Below are 19,455 nucleotides of genomic sequence, written 5' to 3'. Positions count from 1 at the left end.
TGTACCGATTTTGTTGACGTTTTCGCGCAAGCTAGGCGACATTCGCTGACTGTTGCTTGACGCGCGCTATACTGTGCCGGCCGTTGACGCCGATGGGCACCTCACCCTCTATGGCCGCGCGACTAATGCATGGTGGCTCGTTTGTCCCAGATTACAACGTCATCCTGCCTCCAATTCCAGCGCAGTGTATTTTCGGGCGCGATGATGTGAGACTCGAATAAATTGAACAGCCTTTGGCCGTAGTATCTCGGCACGTCAACAAAGCGCTTCTCATATATGCCGAGCACTAGTGCGCGCTCGCCGGTCTCTGGGTGGACACGTACTAGCGGATGCTCGGTCTCGAGCCTCGCTTCAAGGACCTTTACAAAATGCTTCCTGTCAGCCTTGGTTGGCTGATGAAATATAGTGGGGTCGAACGCATTGCAGTGAACAACCCAGAGGTCGTCAGCGAGCCGCTGCAGCGGCGGGGGCAACTCGAGATATGCAGTCGCGGTGTTTGCCCCTACCGTGTCGCCGCCGGTTCGTCGTATGACAACGCCTCGGAGCACTAAAATCTTGGGGTAGCCTCCATATAGGCCATATCGACGTGCCACCAGTCGGCTCGGAGACCGCGCACCGCATCAATCGCGATCACCGAAATCGTTCCATCGAGAGTCCTCACCGTCGAAGCCGGTGAGACAGCGTTCCCAAAGCGACACCGAAGCGTTCCTGTTCGACGTCGTCTAGATGACGCTGCTCGCGGAAGAAGATAACCTTGTATTGAAGCAGCAGACCGTTGATTGCAGCGATGATCTGCTCCGGCAAATGGCCCGACAGCTTGATATTTAATATTTCAGCGCCTATGCGCCCCGAGCGTTTGACGATATCGGCAGGTGGAATGACGCCATCGATCAAAGACCTCTCATTCATGGCGGCATTCTCCAAGTGGCTAGATGGTTTGTCTTTGGTACACAGTGACACTTGTCTGTATTCCGGCAGAGGCAGAAGCTCGTGTCAGGTCCAGTGCAACGCGCATAGTAAGCATTGACACTGTCAAAAACCCGGGCAGCTTTTTATGGCTTGCGATTTGACGGGGTGAGATTGGTGATCGACTTCTTTTCGTCACTCGGCCCAACCACTCGCGCGATTCGAGAAGGCCCGCTAAATCACACGATTCGTTCAATGCCCTTTTGCCGAGTACATGTTTGTCTTTGGATGGCACGATGCTTGCTGAAGTAAACCCGCTCCAGGGCGATCGGGCTTGCGGGGTTTGGAAAAACGAGATGAGTACGAACGCGTTGATCTCTGACGTCATACCGAGCACCTATGTTGTGAAACGTGCGGCGCGCATAGGTGCCGAAATCAGAAATATCAAGCTATCAGGCGATCTACCGGATCCCGCGATCGCTGCGATCAAAAGCTTATTGCTAGAGCACAAGGTAATTTTTTTCCGCAACCAAGGACATCTCGACGATGCCGAGCAGGAGCGCTTTGCCGCTCGTCTCGGAAAGATAGTGCCACATCCGATGCTCGGCGCTACCAAAGGAATGGCGTCGATCCTCGAATTGGACTCAACTCGCGGCGGCGGTCGCGCTGACGTTTGGCATGCAGATGGTACGTTCGCCGATGCCTATCCCAAGATTTTGGTCCTGCGTGCCGTTATGGTGCCAGCGTTTGGAGGCGATACCATTTGGTCAAATACAGCCGCGGCCTATCTTGGTTTGCCGCCTGCGCTACAACGGCTTGCCGAGGACCTTTGGGCCGTTCACAGCAATGTTTTCGATTACGCGGGGATTGCTCGTGTCCGCGAGGTTGACAAGAAGCACTTTGACGAGGTGTTCACTAGAACGGTTTTTGAGACCGAGCATCCCGTCGTACGCGTCCATCCCGAAACAGGCGAGCGGGCGCTATTGCTTGGCGCCTTGGTTAAGCACTTTGTTGGAGTCCTCAAATACGACGGACAAAAGCTGTTCGACCTATTCCAAGCTCACATCACCGCGCCCGAAAATACTTTGCGATGGAATTGGTTAGAGGGAGATGTTGCGATTTGGGATAATCGCGCAACACAGCATTACGCCGTCAACGATTATGGCGACCAGCATCGCGTCGTACATCGGGCGACGATCGAGGGTGACGTGCCCCTCAGCGTCGACGGCCGGAGCAGTGTAACGCGCATGAGGGTGGCCGAATAACTGCAGGTCGACCAGGAGAAAATTGGTAGTCGGATTTGTTTCGGGCAAACGCGGAAGTACACTTTCCTATGCCGCATCCCAGCTCTTAACGCTAACTCGGCAGCGCTTGGCTCTGCTGGCAAATATTTGTGTCGACAACGGTTTCAACGAAACCTTGAGCATTACTATCCTTCGCCAGTGGCCGCTACCTGGTCACGTTTCAGTTTAGAAAACCCCCGATCAGTGGCCATAAAGCGGGCCAACATGGGGGCTATGAGTTTGGTCGGATCGACGAGTTGACCACCCTGACGCGTAAGCGCTTCTGCATATGCGATGAGATCGCGATGAACAGCCGCCGGCAACTCCACACTTAGTTTGACCGGCTTGTCGTCCGGAAGCTCTCCTATTTTAAGTCTTGGCATGTTGTCATTCTCTATATGGGGTAAGCATCAGATCACGATTCACAAGAACACGAACCGGGAAACCAGGTCGCACGGTCAGCGTCGGCTGGATGTTGAGACTGCGCCCAATTACCTGCTGTCCAGTTTGGTTTAGTGAGTCCGACGCGCCGTGTCGCAATGCCTGGATGATTGCGCTGTCGTTGCTGTTGGTGTCCGAGCCCGGCCCCAGTTCGGTCCCCACAGCGAGAAACGTCGATAGTGCCGCAGCCTTGAACAGCTCGCCCCAGTGGTTGTCGACCTGATCTTCGAGGCCGGCGTATCCTGCGGTGTCAGCGCCAGGCTGCCGCTCGAGAACGATTGAACGTCCATTCGGCATGATCAGCCGTGTCCAGACGAGCAGGACACGGGACTGGCCGAAGGTGACCTGACTATCGTACATACCAATAAGACGCGCTCCCTGAGGCACAAGCAGAAAACGGCCGGTCGGCGTGTCATAGACGTTCTCGGTTACCTGCGCAGTGACCTGGCCTGGAAGGTCTGATCGGATCCCGGTGATCAGAGCTCCCGGAATGACCGTTCCAGCCTGCACGATATACGGTGAAGCTGGCCTCGTGATGCGGTCAGGACTTACAGTGCGACGATCCACAGAGGCGTTCACGAAGGCAAGCTTGCGGTCCTGACCGTTTTGCGCAGATCCATCGTCGCCGGTGCTCGTTGCGTTCGGCGGCACGACGCGCTCGCTGCCAGCAGCAGCGGCGGGCGGACGCAATTCTCGTGCATTGGTCGAAGCGAACAGATGACTGATGCGGGCTGCTTCGGTCTCCTGGTCCCTCCGCTGCTGGTCTGGATCAGCGCCGCTCGTCGGCAGCTGGCCTTGAGCGGCAAGGATCGGTCGACCTAGGTCGCCGGGAAGCGGCGAACCTAGCTGCGGAACTGTTTGGCGTGGAACGCCAGCGTAGTCCTTCGGCAGTGTCGTAATGCCATCGGCAACATTGTGGTGGTCGGTACTGTAAAGCTCGTCAGTCCCCTGATTGCGCGAACGATTGCTTTGCAACGACCATAGCACCGCACCGCCGATGACAAGCAGAGCAACCGCGCTCCCGCCAGCCAGGATCTTCCGCGACAACCTTGTCACGGGCGGATGCTCTGCTCTCAAGCGAAAGCTCCCGAACTGCTCCTCTTGCATTTGCGGCGGAGCGACCCGGACGTGTTCGTTCTCGTTAGCCGTATTCATGATGACCGCCTCCCATCCGTCCTGACGATCCTAACCTTCTGCTGGTGCTCGCTGCCGAGCCGGAGTTCGGCGGCAGCAAACAGCCGATCCACGATCAGCACGTTCCCGTAGGTACGGTAATTGACGAGTTCGGTCTTGCCGTCCGGTCCAATGACAAAGAGCGGAGGCATCTCGCCCTGCACAATGCCCTGCGGGAATTCGACATAGACCTTGCGGCCATCATCATATGCGGCTAGCGGCCGCCAGGGAGGGCTGTCCCCTTCGATGGCATAGCGGGAGATACGCTGGGCCGGATCGGGAAGAACGGGTTTCAGAGCAACTGAACGGGATCGCTCGCGCGCTGCTTCCGGATAGTACCAAGCAACAGACGGCATGTATGGCCGCTCGCGGGAGCGGAGCTCGATCAGGTAGGTGCGTCGATCTGTGTTGACGACGAGGTTGGTCTCAATCGATGCGCGGGTAGGCTTGACCAGGATATGGACGCGTCGTGTGTCGCCGCTCCCGCTCTCGGTATCGCCCACGACCCAGCGCACGGTATCTCCGGCCGCGATCGGCCCCGATCCCGTCAACTGTTCTCCTTCCTCGAGCGCGATATCCGTGATCTGCCCCGGTGAGGCGTAAATCTGATAGAGCGCCCCGGGACTGTAGGCGTAGATTTGCGCCGCGTTGAAATACCCTCGCTTGCGCGGTTCGACCCGGGCTGCGCTGTTTGCGGTCTCAACCCGGCTCACGGGTTCAGCATCTTCCTTTCCCCCCGACTTGCCGCCGAGCGCCGGCTTCCAGAGGGGTGGAACGTGAAGCGGTGGCGATCTGTCGTCGAGAGCCACCGGCGTCGCCGGTAACGGAGGCACTTCCGCGTCATAGCTGATCTCCAGCGGAATGTAGGTCGCGCACCCACCGAGCGCCGAGGAACCAAGCAGGAGGGCAACCAAAACTGCTCGCTTCGCGGTCAAGAATTCGGGCCAAGTCGGACCGATTCTGCGGTGCGGGACGGGATTCCTCGAATGAAAGTCATGCGGCATCTTCGTCACTGACTCAACTCCTTTGACCAGTTGATGGCGCGGACGTAGACCCCAAGGGGGTTCTTGCGCAGGCGTTCGGCATCGCGCGGCGTTTCGATCGCGATGGTGAGAATAGCAGTCCAGCGCTCGGTCGAGCTCAACGAGCCGTTGTCATAGGTGTGCTCGGTCCACGCGACCCGAAAGCTTTCCGACGACGCGCGAATAACGCTCGAGACGTCGACGGAGATTTGCGCCTTGCCCAGCCTGGCAAAGGGGTCATTGTTGCGGGCGTAATCGTTGAGCGCGGCGGCGCCGCGATCGGTCGTAAAATCATAAGCCCGGAGCCAGTTCTGGCGCAGAACGATGCCATCGGCGGGCAGGCCCCTGACATCCTCGATAAAGCGCGCCAAATGCCAGGCGATCTGCGCATCGGTTGGTTGATAGTCAAAGTTCGCTGGCGCGACCCTTTGGGCCTGGCCGAGATGATCGACTTCGACCACCCACGGTGTGATCGAGCCCTGGCTCGATTGCCAGACAAGGCCACCAGCGAGACTGGCCGACAGCATGAGGCAGCCAAAGGCCATCAGGCGCCAGTTTTTGGCCTGGACGCGCGCCGATCCAATGCGTTCGTCCCAAACCTGCGCTGCTTTTTGATACGGCGTAACGGGCTCCGGCATGCGCCCGTAATGAACGGATTGTCGCTTGAACATCGATGATTGCCCCTGAGATCCAGTGATCGGTTTTGAGTCCTGCGGCGTGCGGGTTTGCCGCGCAGCGGGTGGCGAAAGCGCAATGGCCGCGCGTCAGCGCTCTCCTTCAGACAAATCGACGGACGAGCCGCTGCCACCATGATCGCCTGAGCGAACCGCGTGGCCGGCCGCCGCCGCGCCGTGCCGAATGGTCTGGGCCCGCTTCAGGCGCCGCGCCCAATCTGGCTGCCCTTCGGCCGAAGTGCTCGCGGTCTGGTTTTTCGTCTGCCCAACTGCGCCGAACGCTGCCGCTGCGCGACGCAATGGACTCAGGGCAGCCGAGCTGCCGGCCTCCGCGACGCCGACGAGGCCACCGCTCCGATAAGCGGAGGTTGCTCCGCTCATGAGAGCGCCGCCACCGCGCGCGGCACCTGCAATCGCGCCGCCGGCAAGACCAGCACCTCCGGCCGCAACACCTGCGCCCGCCGCAACAATGCCTCCGGCAGCAAGTCCTGTTGCAATCGCGGCGCCGGCACCGAGCTGCGGCCCGCCGGAGACCAGGCCGTTTGCGATCCCGGGACCAAAAATGCCGAGGCCTAGCAATGAGAGCGCAGCAAGGACCAGCGTCATTGCGTCTTCTATCGTTGGCTGGTTGCCACCGAAGCCAGTGGTGAACTTCGAAAACAGGGTTGAGCCGATGCCGACAATGACAGCCAGGACCAGGACCTTGATCCCGGAGGATATGACATTGCCCAGGACCCGCTCTGCGGCGAATGCGGTCTTCCCAAACAACCCGAAGGGAATAAGCACGAAGCCGGCCAGCGTCGTGAGCTTGAACTCGATCAGGGTGACAAAGAGCTGGATCGCCAGAATGAAGAAGGCGAGCAACACCACGACCCAGGCGAACAGGAGAACGACGATCTGGACGAAATTCTCGAAGAAGCTGATGTAGCCCATCAGGTTGGAGATCGAGTCGAGCAGCGGTCGGCCGGCGTCGAGTCCGACTTGAGCGATCTTTCCAGGTCTCAGGAAGTCGGATGCGGACAGGCTTGCGCCCGATGCCTTCAGTCCAAGACCGGCAAAGCTCTCGAAGACGATGCGCGCCAGGCTGTTCCAGTTCCCGATGAGGTAGGCGAAGACCCCCACGAAGAGCGTCTTCTTCACGAGACGCGCAACGATGTCCTCGTCCGTTCCCCAACTCCAAAACAATGCAGCAAGCGTGATGTCGATCGCCGCAAGGGTCGTTGCGAGATATCCGATATCGCTACCCAGCAGCCCGAAGCCATTATCGATATAACGCGTGAACGTTTCCAGGAACTGGTCGATGATCCCCGTACCCATTATGGCTTGCTCGCTTCGGGGGTTGCCGGCTGCGGTTGCGGATAGCCTTGCGGGATCCGGCTCTGATCCTTTGGAGCGGGCGCTAGCCCTGTGGCCGGATCTTCCTGGCCAAAAACCGCAGCATGGGTTGTCTTGCCAAAGAAGCGACGCCGGTTTTCGGCCCAGACCTGCCTACAATGGCGATAACTTGCCGTTTCCTCCGCAGTGACGCTGCGACAGTGTGCGAGGTCAGAGCTGGTTGTATCTGTCGTCTGCTCCGCAGTCGATAGCGCGGGCGCCTCGTCACCACCGCGAAGCTGAATCGTGCAGGCAGTGACGGCCAATACGCCGATTGTCGTAAGCAGTGACAATGCCTTGTATGCCTTTATCTTGGTCATCAGTGGAACATCTGCACATTGGAGGATAGATAACCCTGCCCCGGTGTCAGGAACCGCCGAAGCTGCTCTCGTCCCTGATCCTGGGCGGAGGCGCGCTGAGCTGCTTCAAGGCTCTGCGCCCGGCCTTGCGCAGTCACGACAGCGGTAAGGTCGGCGAGTTGCTGCGCGTTTATCGCGAGAATCTGATTGCCGGCCTGAGTCGCCTGCAGGGCACCACTGGCACTCTGGCTCGAGGTTACGAGGGCGGACGTCTGGATGCGATTAGTGTCGAGGTTGCCAACGATGCCGGCCTGGACGCGAAGCGCGTCTTGCGTCGCGGCAAAGGAATTCTGCCAACGCGATTGAGCGTTGGAGATCAGCAACTGGTTCGACTGGCTGCTTGTGGCCGGAGCGTAGCTGGTCGAAAAAGCCCGATCGATCTGCTGCACGTCGTATGCGATGCCTTGGGCCTGGGCCAGCAGTTGTTGCGTGCGCTGGATCGAGGATTGCAATTGCTGCAGCGAAGAGTACGGCAGGTTTGCCAGATTCCTGGCCTGATTGATCAGCATTTGCGCCTCGTTCTGTAACGAGGTGATCTGGTTGTTGATCTGCTGGAGCTCCCGCGCGGCAGTCAGGACGTTCTGGACGTAGTTGTTGGGATCGAAGACGATCAGCGCCCGTGCAGGTACCGCGACGCCAAGCACCAGCGCGACAGTGCCAGCGGTTGCCAATTGGGCAAGACGCCTCATAGCGATTTCTCCAGATTTGCGAGATTGGGGATCAGGTCGGTGGCCCAGGCGACGCCACGGTGCTGGAGCCAGGCCGGTACGAAGCCGTCCGGCCCATGTTCGGCGAGGAGTTGCGCGATGGCAGCCTGGTCGGTCTTGGAAGAGGCTGCGGTGAAGGCGAGCGCAATCTCGCCAAGACCCAGTTCGAACATCCGGTTGCCGCGGCGGGACTGGCAGTAGTAGTCGCGCTTCGGCGTTGCCCGGCTCAGAAGCTCGATCTGGCGGTCATTGAGGCCAAAGCGGCGATAGATGGCAGTGATCTGCGGCTCGATCGCCCGTTCGTTCGGCAGCAACAGACGCGTTGGGCAGCTTTCGATGATCGCCGGCGCGATCGCGGAGCCATCGATGTCGGAAAGCGATTGGGTGGCGAAGATAACGGACGCATTTTTCTTGCGAAGCGTCTTCAGCCACTCTCGGAGTTGGCCAGCAAAATCTTCGTCGTCAAGGGCAAGCCAGCCCTCGTCGACTATGAGAAGTGTGGGCCGACCATCGAGACGGTCCCCGATTCGATGAAAGAGGTAGGCCAGCACGGCCGGGGCCGCGCTCGTTCCGATCAACCCTTCGGTCTCAAAGGCCTGGACCGAGGACTCGCCAAGGCGCTCGAATTCGGCATCAAGCAGTCGCCCTGATGGACCGCCCAGGCAATAAGGTTGCAAGGCGCGTTTGAGGGAGTTCGATTGCAGCAGGACAGACAGGCCCGTCAGGGTCCGTTCCTGCATCGGCGCCGAGGCGAGCGACGTCAGCGCCGACCAAAGGTGATCCTTGACCTCCGGGGTGATCTCGATCTTTTCCCGCGCCAGGACCGCGCCGATCCATTCTGCGGCCCATGCGCGCTCGGAAGGATCGTCGATCCAGGCCAACGGCTGCAACGCCACGGTCTGGCCGCCTCCGTCAGACAATGCACCACCGAGATCATGCCAATCGCCGCCCATCGCGAGCGCCGCCGCCCGGATCGAACCGCCAAAATCGAACGCAAAGATCTGAGAGTTCGGGTAGCGGCGGAACTGCAGCGCCATCAGGGCCAGCAGCACCGATTTGCCGGCGCCCGTCGGTCCCACCACGAGGGTATGGCCAACGTCGCCGACGTGGAGAGAGAACCGGAAGGGCGTCGATCCCTCCGTCTTGCCAAACAGGAGCGGCGGCCCCTTGAAATGCATGTCCCTTGCTTCGCCCGCCCACACGGCCGACATCGGAACCATGTGCGCCAGGTTGAGGGTCGAAATTGGAGGCTGTCGCACATTGGCGTAGACGTGCCCCGGCAGACTGCCGAGCCAGGCCTCGACCGCGTTCACCGTCTCAATCATGCAGGTGAAATCGCGGCCCTGAATGACCTTCTCGACCAGACGAAGCTTTTCATCGGCAGCATTGGGATCGCCGTCCCAAACGGTGATGGTCGCCGTGACAAACGCTTGTCCGATCTGATCCGAACCTAGTTCCTGCAGCGCAGCATCGGCATCCAGCGCCTTGTTGTGAGCGTCGGTATCGAGAAGCGTCGATGCCTCGTTGGTCATGACCTCCTTGAGGATGGCACCGATCGACTTTCTCTTTGCGAACCACTGCCGCCGAATCCTGGTCAGCAGCGTGATGGCGTCGGTCTTTTCGAGCATGATCGCCCGGGTCGACCATCGATACGTGAATGGCAGGCGATTGAGGTCATCGAGGATTCCCGGGGTCGTAGCGCCCGGAAAGCCAACGATAGTGAGGATCCGAAGATTGGCTGAGCCCAACATCGGCTCTAGCCCGCCAGTCAGCGGCTGGTCAGCCAACAGCGCATCGATGTACATGGGAATTTCGGGCACCCGAACCCGATGACGCTTGGTCGAGATCGTCGAGTGCAGGTAGGTCAGCGTGTCCTGATCATCGAGCCAGGCGCATTCCGGCATAAACCCTTCAAGAAGCGCGAGCACACGATTGGTTTGGTCGACAAACCCGCGCAGCACCTCGCTCGCGTCGGCTCCGAACGTCCGATCACGCCCTTCGTAAAGCAGTCGCTCTGCCTTGGCGGCCCGCTCCTCCGGCGGCAAATAGAGGAAGGTCAGGAAATAACTGGACTCATAATGAGCGCCGGCCTCCTCAAACTGCGCTTTGCGTTCGGCATCGACCAGCGCAGACGCGACGTCCGGGAAGGTGTTCGGCGGGTAAGACCCCGCAAAATGGCGCTGCGCCTCGACGAATACGGCCCAGCCTGATCCCAGGCGACGCAAAGCGTTATTCAAGCGACCCGCGACGGCGACGAGTTCAGCCGGCATTGCGCTATCGAGGTCGGGTCCTCGGAACTTTGCTGTCCGCTGAAACGAGCCGTCCTTGTTCAGGATGACTCCTTCGTCAACAAGGGCGGCCCAAGGCAGGAAGTCGGCGAGGCGCGCGCTGGAGTGGCGATATTCGGCAAGATTCATCATGACCGAGAGCTCAGGTGTTGAGATGACCGGGAATGCGCAGATGCCGGCGCACCACCTCGACGAAGGCGGGATCGCGCTTGGCGGCCCAGACGGCGGCCATGTGGCCAATGAACCAGAGCACGAGACCCGCGATCCAAAGCCGAAGTCCGAGTCCGAGGGCCGCCGCAATCGTGCCGTTGACGATCGCGACCGACCGCGGCGCACCGCCCATCAGGATAGGTTCAGTGAGTGCGCGGTGAACGGGCACAACAAAGCCTGCGACCTGATCATCCATCAGATCACCACGCCGCCGCCGAATGAGAAGAACGACAGGAAGAAGCTCGATGCGGCAAACGCGATTGACAGTCCGAACACGATCTGGATCAGCCTGCGGAAACCGCCTGACGAGTCCCCGAATGCGAGCGTGAGCCCGGTCACCACGATGATGATGACGGCGATGATCTTGGCGACCGGTCCTTCAACCGACTGCAAGATCTGATTGAGCGGCTGCTCCCATGGCATATTCGAACCAGCGGCCCATGCCGGCGCCGACGCCAAAACCACCGCGCCGAAGGCGACCAACGGTGTACCTCGAAGAAAGCGAAATTGCTGACGCATGTCAGTCTCCTGCTGATGAAAGGTTGTAGTCACCGGCGGCCCCGAGCCCAGTGACGATGGCGAGCTCAGCGAGGCGACGGTCACCGCCGCGCCCCGCAAGCACAGCAACGAGGTTGATGGTCTCCGCGATCAGGGAGCGCGGAACCGTGATGACGGCTTCCTGGATGAGTTGCTCGAGCCGCCGCAGCGCGCCGACTGCGCTGCCCGCATGGATAGTCCCGATGCCACCGGGGTGACCGGTGCCCCATGCCTTAAGCAGGTCGAGCGCTTCGGCACCGCGAACCTCGCCAACCGGAATGCGATCCGGACGCAATCGCAACGATGAGCGAACTAGGTCGGAAAGCGTGGCCACGCCGTCTTTGGTCCGCAACGCCACGAGATTTGGCGCTTTGCATTGGAGTTCACGTGTATCTTCGATCAGCACGACCCGATCGGAGCTCTTTGCCACCTCGGCCAGGAGCGCATTCGTCAACGTTGTCTTGCCGGTCGATGTCCCACCAGCAACGAGAATATTCTTCCGTGCAGCGACCGCGTCCTTAAGGGTCCTGGCCTGCTCCGAGGTCATGATCCCCCTGGAGACGTAGTCCTCGAGCGTAAACACGGCGACCGCAGGCTTGCGGATAGCAAAGGCCGGTGCCGCAACGACCGGGGGCAACAGACCTTCGAAGCGCTCTCCTGTCCCAGGCAATTCGGCCGAGACCCGCGGCGAGCCGGCATGCACCTCCGCTCCTACGTGGTGCGCTACCAGACGAACAATGCGCTCGCCGTCCGCTGCGGACAGAGTTTCGCCTGTGTCGATCAGACCACTCGACAACCGGTCGATCCACAACCGCCCATCCGGATTGAGCATCACCTCGACGATCGCTTCGTCTTCGAGGTAGCCGGCAATCGCAGAACCAAGCGCGCTACGCAGCATTCGCGCACCGCGCGAACTTGCTTCCGATTGAATGGAATGGATTGCCACCGTTCGTTCCCACCGAACGAGGATGCCCAAAGAGCGCCCTCAGATGGGAGCAATTAGAAGAGGCACCAATGGACTTGGCGCAACAAGCGCTTTCGACGATCGTAGGCTGGCGTAGAAAAAGGAAGACTGCGAACTGATATTTGATGGCGACCTAATCGAATCCATTCGCCGCGAGTTACTGCTCACCACTCCGCATCGTGATCCGCGGGCAGGAGCATGACCGAATCCTCGTACAATCGAACTGACTCGACAGCGTAGGAAACATCAGCCGGCTTGAAGAAGAGTATTGAGTACATCCATGAAGCGATGGATCTGCACCAGGGCAGCGAGAACCAGACCAACGCCGCGATCTGCAGCGCTACGTTGACTCCGAACGCGACCTGATAGGCTTGGACGGTCCTATGGCCATCGTTTATGGGCCATTGCTCCAGGATCAGACCTGTCGCGCATTGTGCCAGAAATGCCCAACCGAAGTGCAAGACGTTCAGGGCGCCATTGGCACGACCGGCAAGCTCTGGCGGAAAATGATCTGCAATCACCGCGAAGCTGACCACGGTTGCCGTTCCGGCGATTGCGACAACGGACCAGGGAAAGATGGACGGCAGAGCCGCTCGCAGGATCAAGACTGACTGAGCTGCGATGAACAGCACTGCAAAAATCGCTAATATCACCTCCGCTCCGATTCCTCTGCGTTTGATTTGATGGACAGCCACACCGAACAACCAGGCCCCGCCACTCAATACGACGGACATTATGAAAAGCTGTTCGACGAGGCTTGCGCGATTAAGCCCCTCTACGTCGATCAGCCACGGCGATGCCCACAATCCCTGCAGGGACCAGGACGATCCAACGCAAGTCGCTGACAGCGGGGCCATTCGCCAAAAGCGCCGATCACCGAAAACGGAGCTTAGGGTGGCGCGCGCTGTTGACAGGACATCGCGTCGTTCAGGCACCACGCCGTAGATGAGAAGAGCCGTCGCTCCGGTCGCAGCCGCCAGGATCTCAAAGAGCTGCCGCCAGCCCACCCAGGCGAGCAGGTGCTCGACGGGAGCCGTAGCGGTCACCGCTCCTAGCGATCCCAGCATGACCATGTAGCCATTCAGCAAGGCAACTCGTTCCCGGGGGAACCAAAGGATGATGGATTTCAGACCTGCTGTCAGCGCCGCCGCTACCCCCAGCCCGATCATTGCGCGCGCGATCAAAAGTGACAGGAAGCCAGTCGATACCGCGAATAGTCCGGCGCCGACTGCTGCGAGCAACAGCAAAGCGCTCTGGACGCGACGCGGACCAAAGCGGTCCAATAGAATGCCGATGGGGATCTGAGCCGCCGCGAAAACAAGAAAATAGACTGACGTAAGCAACCCGAGATCGGCAGCCCCAACTCCGGTATCAGAGCTGAGATTGCTGGCAATCAGAGCGTTGATCGTTCGAAACAGATAAGAGAGATAGTATCCAGCTGCAAACGGGAGAAAAACGCGCGCGATTCGACGCCATGGTGTTGAGATTTGCATGCTGGCCCCTTTGCTCTCAGCTCGCTGAAGCCGATAGCGCGTCCAGCTTTTGTCAATTCGGCTAAATCGCTACGGTCGTAGGCTGGCGTAGAAAAAGAAGGACCGACGAAATCGTCTTTCTACATGGTTCAATCAGCTTTCTTCGGCCGGTTCCTGACGGCGGATATCTTCTGGAATCTCGCGCAGAAAGCTTTGCCCTTTCTGCAAACGGCGCCCGAGCGCCTCAACAAATCCTTCAAAGCGCTCGCGCCCCTTTGCCTGTGCGGCCGCCTGCGCGTCGTTGGGCAGCGGCGGCGTGATCGTCAGCCAGAAACGAATGAAGAGGGCCAAGGTCTCGGCTGTCAAACCAACGTCACGCTCCAGTCTCTGCATCTGACGCGACAGTCGATCCAGCCGACGGGTAAACGCTGCCTCCCGCCTGTCTGCGCTGTCCGGTGACAGAAACGAAGCAACCGCCGCTTCCACGATCGCGGACCGGGAAAGCTTCTTGCGATCGGCGAGTTCCGAAATCTGTTTCAGCAGCTCGGGCGGGAAGTAGACGTTCATCCGGTCGCGCATATTGGCTCAGAGCTCCATACCGTCATTCGGGTCCAGGGCGACTTGACGGGCGACACCGCGCATTTGTTGGCGTATGAGCCGGGACTGGCGGACCGCTTCATCGTCATCGTCAAGAACGGCGGCAAATTCCTCTGCCGGTGTCGGCTCAGTTGTTTCCTTGACGATCGCGACGTGGTCGGGGAGTTCGGGCTCACGACGGAGTCCGCTATTCGCCGTGTCATCCTCGGCCTCCGCGGCGTTGTCATTTGGACCTGCCGTCGGGCTCAGCGGTCCGAGCGGTGACCATCCGTCCGTCCGTGATGATCGGCCAGCGCTCGCCGGATCGGGTGGCGGCAGAACCCGCTCAATGAATCGCCGGTCCTCGTAGTAGCGGACCTTCTTCGCCCGGATCGGCGGCGTGCCCGCCACCATCACAATCTCGTCCATCGGCGGAAGCTGCATGACTTCGCCCGGGGTCAAGAGCGGTCTCGCCGTCTCTTGACGTGAGACCATCAGGTGCCCCAGCCACGGGTTCAACCTGTGACCGGCATAGTTCTTCATCGCCCGCATCTCGGTCGCCGTACCCAGCGCATCGGACACCCGCTTCGCGGTCCGCTCGTCGTTGGTGGCGAAGCTGACCCGGACGTGGCAATTGTCGAGGATCGCATTGTTGGGCCCATAGGCCTTCTCGATCTGATTGAGGGACTGCGCGATCAAGAAACTCTTGATGCCGTAGCCCGCCATAAAGGCGAGCGCGGACTCGAAAAAGTCGAGCCGCCCAAGTGCCGGGAACTCGTCGAGCATCATCAGGACTCGGTACTTGCGATCGCGGGCCTGCAAGTCCTCGGTCAGACGCCGGCCAATCTGGTTCAGCACCAGGCGGATCAGTGGTTTGGTCCGCGAGATATCCGAGGGTGGCACCACCAGGTACAGCGTCGCGGGGCGACTATCTGCGATCAGATCGGCGATCCGCCAGTCGCATCGGCGGGTCACCTGGGCAACCACGGGATCGCGGTAGAGACCGAGGAACGACATCGCGGTGGAGAGGACACCGGAACGTTCATTCTCTGACTTGTTAAGGAGCTCGCGTGCGGTCGAAGCTACGACGGGATGGGCGCCATGCTCGCCAAGGTGCGCGGTGGTCATCATCGCTTTGAGCGTCGCCTCGATCGGCCGCTTCGGATCAGAGAGGAAAGCCGCGACTCCGGCCAAGGTCTTGTCCGCCTCGGCATAGAGGACATGGAGGATGGCACCGACCAGGAGCGAATGACTGGTCTTCTCCCAATGGTTCCGCTTGTCGAGCGAACCTTCAGGGTCGACTAGGACGTCGGCCACGTTCTGGACGTCGCGCACCTCCCATTCCCCGCGCCGGACCTCGAGGAGCGGATTGTAGGCTGAGGACTTTGCGTTGGTGGGGTCGAACAACAGGACGCGGCCATGCCGCGAACGGAAGCCCGCGGTCAATTGCCAGTTCTCTCCCTTGATGTCGTGCACAATGGCTGAGCCGGGCCAAGCCAGCAGGGAGGGGACGACAAGACCGACGCCCTTGCCGGATCGGGTTGGTGCAAAACACAATACGTGCTCCGGTCCGTCATGGCGGAGGTAGTCGCGCTCAAGCTTGCCCAGCACCACACCATCAGGACCGAGAAGTCCGGCCCCCTTCACCTCCTCCACACCAGCCCAGCGCGCCGAACCATAGGTCTCGACATTCTTGGCTTCGCGCGCTCGCCAAACCGACATGCCGATCGCCGCCGCGATCGAAACGAAGGTCCCCGAAGCCGCGATGAAGGCCCCCTCGACAAAGACCAGCGGCGCATACGCGTCGTAGACGAACCACCACCAGAAGAAGATCGGTGGGTAATAGATCTTGAATCCCGCCAGTTCGAACCAGGGCCGCCCAAGCTCCGGTTGCCAGGCGAGTTGCCAAGCCGTCCACTCGGTCGCGCCCCAGATGGCGAGCAGAACGATCAGGCCGACAACGATTACCTGTCCCCAAAGGATTTTGGTTCCGGACATCCCGAACGCCCTTCCGCATCTGGACTGATGAGATTGCTAGAGACCGAGGTCGCGCTTCCGACCAAAGCCCCATTCGATGCCACCGCCGTCCTTCACGACGCCGGTGACGTGTTGGCCGAGCCTCTTTTCGAGTTCGCGCGACCAGGGCACGAGTTGGAAGCCGAGCCCATTATCGATCATGGCGAAGCGTCCCGAGGCAAGCGTCAGCCGCTGGCGATACGTGCCTGACACATGCTCCCCGGAGGGGGCGTTCACAGGAGGCAAGCCGGTGTCAGCCGAGACCTTTGCGGCCACCTCGTCCAGTTCGCGCCTGCGCAACGTGTTCAGGAGGTCGCGCTGCAAGATGGTGCGTTGGCCGTGCCGCTGTGCCAGCCCCTGCTGGATCAGATGCTCGGTGCGGGCTTCCATGGCGTCGCGGGTCTCGCGGCCGAATCCCCCCATGGCGAGTGGCATGGGGTCGCGTTCGACCAGCCTGTGGTCGAGCCAGGTGGCCCCTTTTGCAGCGACCTGCTCACCGAGATCGAGGTCGGAGCGGGTTGCGAGCACCATGGTCGGCCGCGGATCGCCGGCTTGACCGAAGCGTCGGACTTCGACGATTCCACCGGCCGGTGGCGCCTGTTCGAAAGCTTCGAGCCCTCGGAAGCGCACGTGGTGGGCGCGTCCGTCTGTTCCGTCGATCAGGGCGTAGGCCTCGCCAGTCAGTTCGTCATACAATCCGCGGTCGACCAGTCGTCCGATGATCTGGGACATCGGTTGTCCACCTTCGATAACGAAGTCGGCAACGCCGCGCGCTTCCCCGCGCTCGGTAAAGGCGCGATGCATAGTCTTGATGATGTCGCCGCGCATGCCGAGATCGCGCAAGCTGCGCTCGGCCTCGAGGCCGACCATCCATTCCCCTGGTGAGGCGGATGCGGCAAGGCCCATCTTCTCCAGGTGTTGAAGGCGACCGACCATCAGACGCCTGATCTCGGGATCGGATTTGCCGGGATTATCTGGGCGAAGATCAATAGTGCCGGTCTCATCCGCCGCCAGCCGAATTTCTCGATCGAGCCGGGTCCATCGTTCCGCCGTGACTTCCCGCTCCAGCGAATTGCGGATCTCCTGCTCCGGTTTTGGACCCAGTTCGACGGCGACCAGCTCTTCGGCGCGTGAGCGAAGGCCCTGGCTTATATAGTCGCGGGAGATCACGAGATCCGCCCCTTCCTCATCTACGCCCCGGACGAGAAGATGGACGTGAGGGTTGTCGGTATTCCAATGATCGACGGCCACCCAATCGAGCCGCGTGCCGAGATCAGTCTCCATCTGCTTGGCGAGGTCGCGGGTGAAGGCCCTCAGGTCGGTCATGTCGCCGGCGTCCTCCGGCGAGACAATGAAACTGAAATGATGCCGGTCATCCTTGCAGCGCTCTGCGAAAGCCGCGCTATCGGCACGGTCGCCGCTGGCATCGAACATCTCGGGCCGTTCACCACTCCGGGTCACCCCGTCGCGCTTCAGATATGAGAGGTGGGCGGTCAGCGGCGCTGAACGAAAGGCTCGCCCTTTATGACGAACCACGCGCGCCTTCACCACAACGCGCCGCGTCGGGATGAACAGCCGGCTCCGACTAAACGCGAGCCGGCCTCGGCCGAATGTCGCACGTCCATAGACAGCAGAACGCCTGCCAGCCGTAGCCTGACCCGAGGTATGCCCGGCTTTCTTCGCGGCACGCAGCACCTGGTTGATGAAACTTTTCGGCTTCGGCGCGCCGGTGCCGCGGATGCGCCCAGGCCGAATGCGCAGATCGCTGTCGCGCACGGTCATGAACGAGCCTCGAAAACCGCATTAGCGCCTACAGTGCCGAAAACATGCTTGAATCTTCTGACGAAACTCTTGGGCGCGGCACGCGCCCCGACCGACCGGCACGCCAGAACCCAAGCCATGTCAATGGCTTGCGGTTCGACCGGCGAGCCCCTTTTATCTCGCCTTCCTAATCGGGTGGGCAAAGTCAACTCATTCCTACGCTTTTCTTCGACTCTTCCAAGTTCAGCCATGATCGACTCCCTGCACCAACAACGCGCAACTTCACCACAGCCGCGTACGCGACGTGCATTCACCAGGCGGGGTCCATGCGTTCCTTCGCGTTCAGCACTTCGGCCGTCGCATGCTCTTCATCAGGTTCGTAAACAGGGCTGTCCAAGCAGTCCGGCGCTCTCGTCCTCGAAGGGCGGCAGCAGGCAAGAGATAGCGGACATTCCCCGTTTCGCGGCCCCGCCAGGGGACGCTCACCGCGCGCGCGGATCTCTAATTTCGCTCCTCCTCAACATGCCGGGCGCAAACCCAGCGCTAATCCATCGTCATGTGCACCGCGGCTACCGTGAAGGTTTCAACCGCAGCCGCTGCGTGACTTTGGCGCCAAACCCGACGTGGAAGTCGGTCTCGTTGATCCACATTCGGTGCAGAATGCTTGCGAGCTTGCGCGCGACCGCGGTGATTGCGCACAGCATGCTCGACCGTTTGGCGATCCGCAGGCCCCACGCTCGCAATGCCGACCATTTCCTGACCCGCAGCAGCAGGCTTGCGGCCGCCTCGCAAAGCGCCTCGCGCACCGCGACGTCGCCCTGTTTGCTGATGCGTCCTTCGTAATCGATCGACGTGCCGGACTGGTGCCGCCTCGGCGTCAAGCCAAAATGCGCGCCTACAGTCCGCGATCGGGCAAAGCGATAAGGGTCATCCACGCCGACTTTGAACGACAGGGCCGCAACGGGACCGACGCCTGGAACCGTCATCAAGCGCCGGCAGACAGCATCGTGCTGGACCACCTGCAGCAACACACGATGGAGCCGATCGTATCCCTCGAGGATGGCGCGGCGTACGTCGAGCATGCTCTCGATGGTCATCACGAAGATCGGATCGCTGCGCTCGATCAGCTCGCGGACGCGGGCGTCAAAGGCACCGCGGGCGACGGCTCCGACGAGCAGCCCATAGGCCCGCAACGCACCACGAATGTGGTTTTCGAGGTCGATCAGTTTGCGCTTGAGCAGCTTCCGGCTGGTCAGCAGCGTGCGCATCTTCTGCATTTCGATGTTCTTGACATGAACGGCGCGATACCAGCCCAACCGCATCATCTGTGCGATGCCGCGCGCGTCATTCCGGTCGGTCTTGTTGCGCATCGTCGACAGCGAAACGCGCATGTGACGTGCTTCGACCACAATGATCGGGAGCCCGGCTGGCTGCAGTTCGCGATACAGCCAGATGCCGAGCGATGACGCTTCGACTCCCACTCTCTCGAGGCGATCCGCGTAGCCCTCTACTGCGGAGCGGATCGCCGCTGGCTCAGTCATAACCTTGACTTCGCGAACGGTGAGACCCTCGCCATCGACGATGCAAAGACTGGTTTCTTCAAGACCGACGTCCAACCCAACGTAAAGCTTCATCGGAGCTCTCCTGTGTGGCAACGACCGCCTAAGTCGTTGCACCAGGCCCCGGATTCGG

19 protein-coding genes are annotated in these 19,455 nt (G+C 60.6%); 1 reads left to right on the top strand and 18 read right to left on the bottom strand.

Annotated features, from left to right (window positions below; all coding sequences use genetic code 11):
- Positions 1–122: 122 nt before the first annotated feature.
- On the bottom strand, positions 123–548 hold the full coding sequence (locus P6U31_RS08295; protein ID WP_407189790.1) for a TauD/TfdA dioxygenase family protein: 426 nt from the start codon (positions 546–548) through the stop codon (positions 123–125).
- A gap of 109 nt (positions 549–657) precedes the next feature.
- A complete protein-coding gene (locus P6U31_RS08290) occupies positions 658–909 on the bottom strand; it encodes a hypothetical protein (protein WP_407187723.1) in 252 nt (83 codons plus the stop codon).
- A gap of 353 nt (positions 910–1,262) precedes the next feature.
- On the opposite strand from P6U31_RS08290, the gene P6U31_RS08285 reads away from it, so the two are divergent.
- The gene (locus tag P6U31_RS08285) at positions 1,263–2,171 is read left to right on the top strand and encodes a TauD/TfdA dioxygenase family protein (RefSeq protein WP_407189789.1); all 909 of its coding nucleotides are present in this window, start codon (positions 1,263–1,265) and stop codon (positions 2,169–2,171) included.
- A gap of 164 nt (positions 2,172–2,335) precedes the next feature.
- On the opposite strand, the gene P6U31_RS08280 is transcribed toward P6U31_RS08285, so the two are convergent.
- The 16 genes from P6U31_RS08280 to P6U31_RS08205 form a co-directional block, all read right to left on the bottom strand.
- Positions 2,336–2,572, bottom strand: a complete 237-nt coding sequence (locus tag P6U31_RS08280) for a DUF2274 domain-containing protein (RefSeq protein ID WP_407187722.1) — start codon at positions 2,570–2,572, stop codon at positions 2,336–2,338.
- A 4-nt stretch (positions 2,573–2,576) separates the two neighbouring features.
- Complete coding sequence (locus P6U31_RS08275; RefSeq protein WP_407187721.1) at positions 2,577–3,785, bottom strand: TrbI/VirB10 family protein; 1,209 nt, start codon at positions 3,783–3,785, stop codon at positions 2,577–2,579.
- On the bottom strand, positions 3,782–4,816 hold the full coding sequence (gene trbG / locus P6U31_RS08270; RefSeq protein ID WP_407187720.1) for a P-type conjugative transfer protein TrbG: 1,035 nt from the start codon (positions 4,814–4,816) through the stop codon (positions 3,782–3,784). The genes P6U31_RS08275 and trbG overlap by 4 nt, the downstream gene beginning before the upstream one ends.
- Entirely contained in the window at positions 4,813–5,496 is a 684-nt protein-coding gene (gene trbF, locus P6U31_RS08265; protein ID WP_407187719.1) for a conjugal transfer protein TrbF, read from the bottom strand. The genes trbG and trbF overlap by 4 nt, the downstream gene beginning before the upstream one ends.
- Before the next feature lie 93 nt (positions 5,497–5,589).
- Complete coding sequence (gene trbL / locus P6U31_RS08260) at positions 5,590–6,819, bottom strand: P-type conjugative transfer protein TrbL (protein ID WP_407189788.1); 1,230 nt, start codon at positions 6,817–6,819, stop codon at positions 5,590–5,592.
- On the bottom strand, positions 6,816–7,193 hold the full coding sequence (gene trbK-alt, locus P6U31_RS08255) for a putative entry exclusion protein TrbK-alt (RefSeq protein ID WP_407187718.1): 378 nt from the start codon (positions 7,191–7,193) through the stop codon (positions 6,816–6,818). Before trbK-alt ends, trbL begins: the two co-directional genes overlap by 4 nt.
- Positions 7,193–7,921: a P-type conjugative transfer protein TrbJ gene (trbJ, locus tag P6U31_RS08250; RefSeq protein WP_407187717.1), complete on the bottom strand. Its 729-nt coding sequence runs from the start codon at positions 7,919–7,921 to the stop codon at positions 7,193–7,195. The genes trbK-alt and trbJ overlap by 1 nt, the downstream gene beginning before the upstream one ends.
- Positions 7,918–10,359: a conjugal transfer protein TrbE gene (trbE, locus tag P6U31_RS08245; protein WP_407187716.1), complete on the bottom strand. Its 2,442-nt coding sequence runs from the start codon at positions 10,357–10,359 to the stop codon at positions 7,918–7,920. The genes trbJ and trbE overlap by 4 nt, the downstream gene beginning before the upstream one ends.
- Before the next feature lie 10 nt (positions 10,360–10,369).
- Positions 10,370–10,633, bottom strand: coding sequence for a VirB3 family type IV secretion system protein (locus P6U31_RS08240; protein ID WP_407187715.1), 264 nt, complete (start codon positions 10,631–10,633; stop codon positions 10,370–10,372).
- Positions 10,633–10,956, bottom strand: coding sequence for a TrbC/VirB2 family protein (locus P6U31_RS08235; protein ID WP_407187714.1), 324 nt, complete (start codon positions 10,954–10,956; stop codon positions 10,633–10,635). Before P6U31_RS08235 ends, P6U31_RS08240 begins: the two co-directional genes overlap by 1 nt.
- Before the next feature lies 1 nt (position 10,957).
- Entirely contained in the window at positions 10,958–11,872 is a 915-nt protein-coding gene (gene trbB / locus P6U31_RS08230) for a P-type conjugative transfer ATPase TrbB (protein ID WP_407189787.1), read from the bottom strand.
- Between the two features lie 230 nt (positions 11,873–12,102).
- The gene (locus tag P6U31_RS08225) at positions 12,103–13,431 is read right to left on the bottom strand and encodes an MFS transporter (protein WP_407187713.1); all 1,329 of its coding nucleotides are present in this window, start codon (positions 13,429–13,431) and stop codon (positions 12,103–12,105) included.
- 132 nt (positions 13,432–13,563) lie between these two features.
- Positions 13,564–13,989, bottom strand: a complete 426-nt coding sequence (locus P6U31_RS08220; RefSeq protein ID WP_407187712.1) for a CopG family transcriptional regulator — start codon at positions 13,987–13,989, stop codon at positions 13,564–13,566.
- A 6-nt stretch (positions 13,990–13,995) separates the two neighbouring features.
- Complete coding sequence (locus P6U31_RS08215; RefSeq protein ID WP_407187711.1) at positions 13,996–15,984, bottom strand: conjugal transfer protein TraG; 1,989 nt, start codon at positions 15,982–15,984, stop codon at positions 13,996–13,998.
- Positions 15,985–16,020: 36 nt separating this feature from the next.
- The gene (locus P6U31_RS08210; protein ID WP_407187710.1) at positions 16,021–17,784 is read right to left on the bottom strand and encodes a relaxase/mobilization nuclease domain-containing protein; all 1,764 of its coding nucleotides are present in this window, start codon (positions 17,782–17,784) and stop codon (positions 16,021–16,023) included.
- 548 nt (positions 17,785–18,332) lie between these two features.
- Complete coding sequence (locus P6U31_RS08205) at positions 18,333–19,397, bottom strand: IS110 family transposase (protein ID WP_407187709.1); 1,065 nt, start codon at positions 19,395–19,397, stop codon at positions 18,333–18,335.
- Positions 19,398–19,455 lie beyond the last annotated feature (58 nt).

Source organism: Bradyrhizobium centrosematis (assembly GCF_045571495.1).
Classification (GTDB): Bacteria; Pseudomonadota; Alphaproteobacteria; order Rhizobiales; family Xanthobacteraceae; genus Bradyrhizobium; species Bradyrhizobium centrosematis.
Note: the sequence above shows the minus strand (reverse complement) of the source record. Positions and strands in the feature narration are given on the sequence as shown.

What these genes read in the sequence shown, in the direction of transcription:
- P6U31_RS08290 (WP_407187723.1), bottom strand. Translation starts at nt 909, where the DNA reads ATGAATGAGAGGTCTTTGATCGATGGCGTCATTCCACCTGCCGATATC.
- P6U31_RS08285 (WP_407189789.1), top strand. Translation starts at nt 1,263, where the DNA reads ATGAGTACGAACGCGTTGATCTCTGACGTCATACCGAGCACCTATGTT.
- P6U31_RS08280 (WP_407187722.1), bottom strand. Translation starts at nt 2,572, where the DNA reads ATGCCAAGACTTAAAATAGGAGAGCTTCCGGACGACAAGCCGGTCAAA.
- P6U31_RS08275 (WP_407187721.1), bottom strand. Translation starts at nt 3,785, where the DNA reads ATGAATACGGCTAACGAGAACGAACACGTCCGGGTCGCTCCGCCGCAA.
- trbF (WP_407187719.1), bottom strand. Translation starts at nt 5,496, where the DNA reads ATGTTCAAGCGACAATCCGTTCATTACGGGCGCATGCCGGAGCCCGTT.
- trbK-alt (WP_407187718.1), bottom strand. Translation starts at nt 7,193, where the DNA reads ATGACCAAGATAAAGGCATACAAGGCATTGTCACTGCTTACGACAATC.
- trbJ (WP_407187717.1), bottom strand. Translation starts at nt 7,921, where the DNA reads ATGAGGCGTCTTGCCCAATTGGCAACCGCTGGCACTGTCGCGCTGGTG.
- trbE (WP_407187716.1), bottom strand. Translation starts at nt 10,359, where the DNA reads ATGATGAATCTTGCCGAATATCGCCACTCCAGCGCGCGCCTCGCCGAC.
- P6U31_RS08240 (WP_407187715.1), bottom strand. Translation starts at nt 10,633, where the DNA reads ATGGATGATCAGGTCGCAGGCTTTGTTGTGCCCGTTCACCGCGCACTC.
- P6U31_RS08235 (WP_407187714.1), bottom strand. Translation starts at nt 10,956, where the DNA reads ATGCGTCAGCAATTTCGCTTTCTTCGAGGTACACCGTTGGTCGCCTTC.
- trbB (WP_407189787.1), bottom strand. Translation starts at nt 11,872, where the DNA reads ATGCTGCGTAGCGCGCTTGGTTCTGCGATTGCCGGCTACCTCGAAGAC.
- P6U31_RS08225 (WP_407187713.1), bottom strand. Translation starts at nt 13,431, where the DNA reads ATGCAAATCTCAACACCATGGCGTCGAATCGCGCGCGTTTTTCTCCCG.
- P6U31_RS08220 (WP_407187712.1), bottom strand. Translation starts at nt 13,989, where the DNA reads ATGCGCGACCGGATGAACGTCTACTTCCCGCCCGAGCTGCTGAAACAG.
- P6U31_RS08215 (WP_407187711.1), bottom strand. Translation starts at nt 15,984, where the DNA reads ATGTCCGGAACCAAAATCCTTTGGGGACAGGTAATCGTTGTCGGCCTG.
- P6U31_RS08210 (WP_407187710.1), bottom strand. Translation starts at nt 17,784, where the DNA reads ATGACCGTGCGCGACAGCGATCTGCGCATTCGGCCTGGGCGCATCCGC.
- P6U31_RS08205 (WP_407187709.1), bottom strand. Translation starts at nt 19,397, where the DNA reads ATGAAGCTTTACGTTGGGTTGGACGTCGGTCTTGAAGAAACCAGTCTT.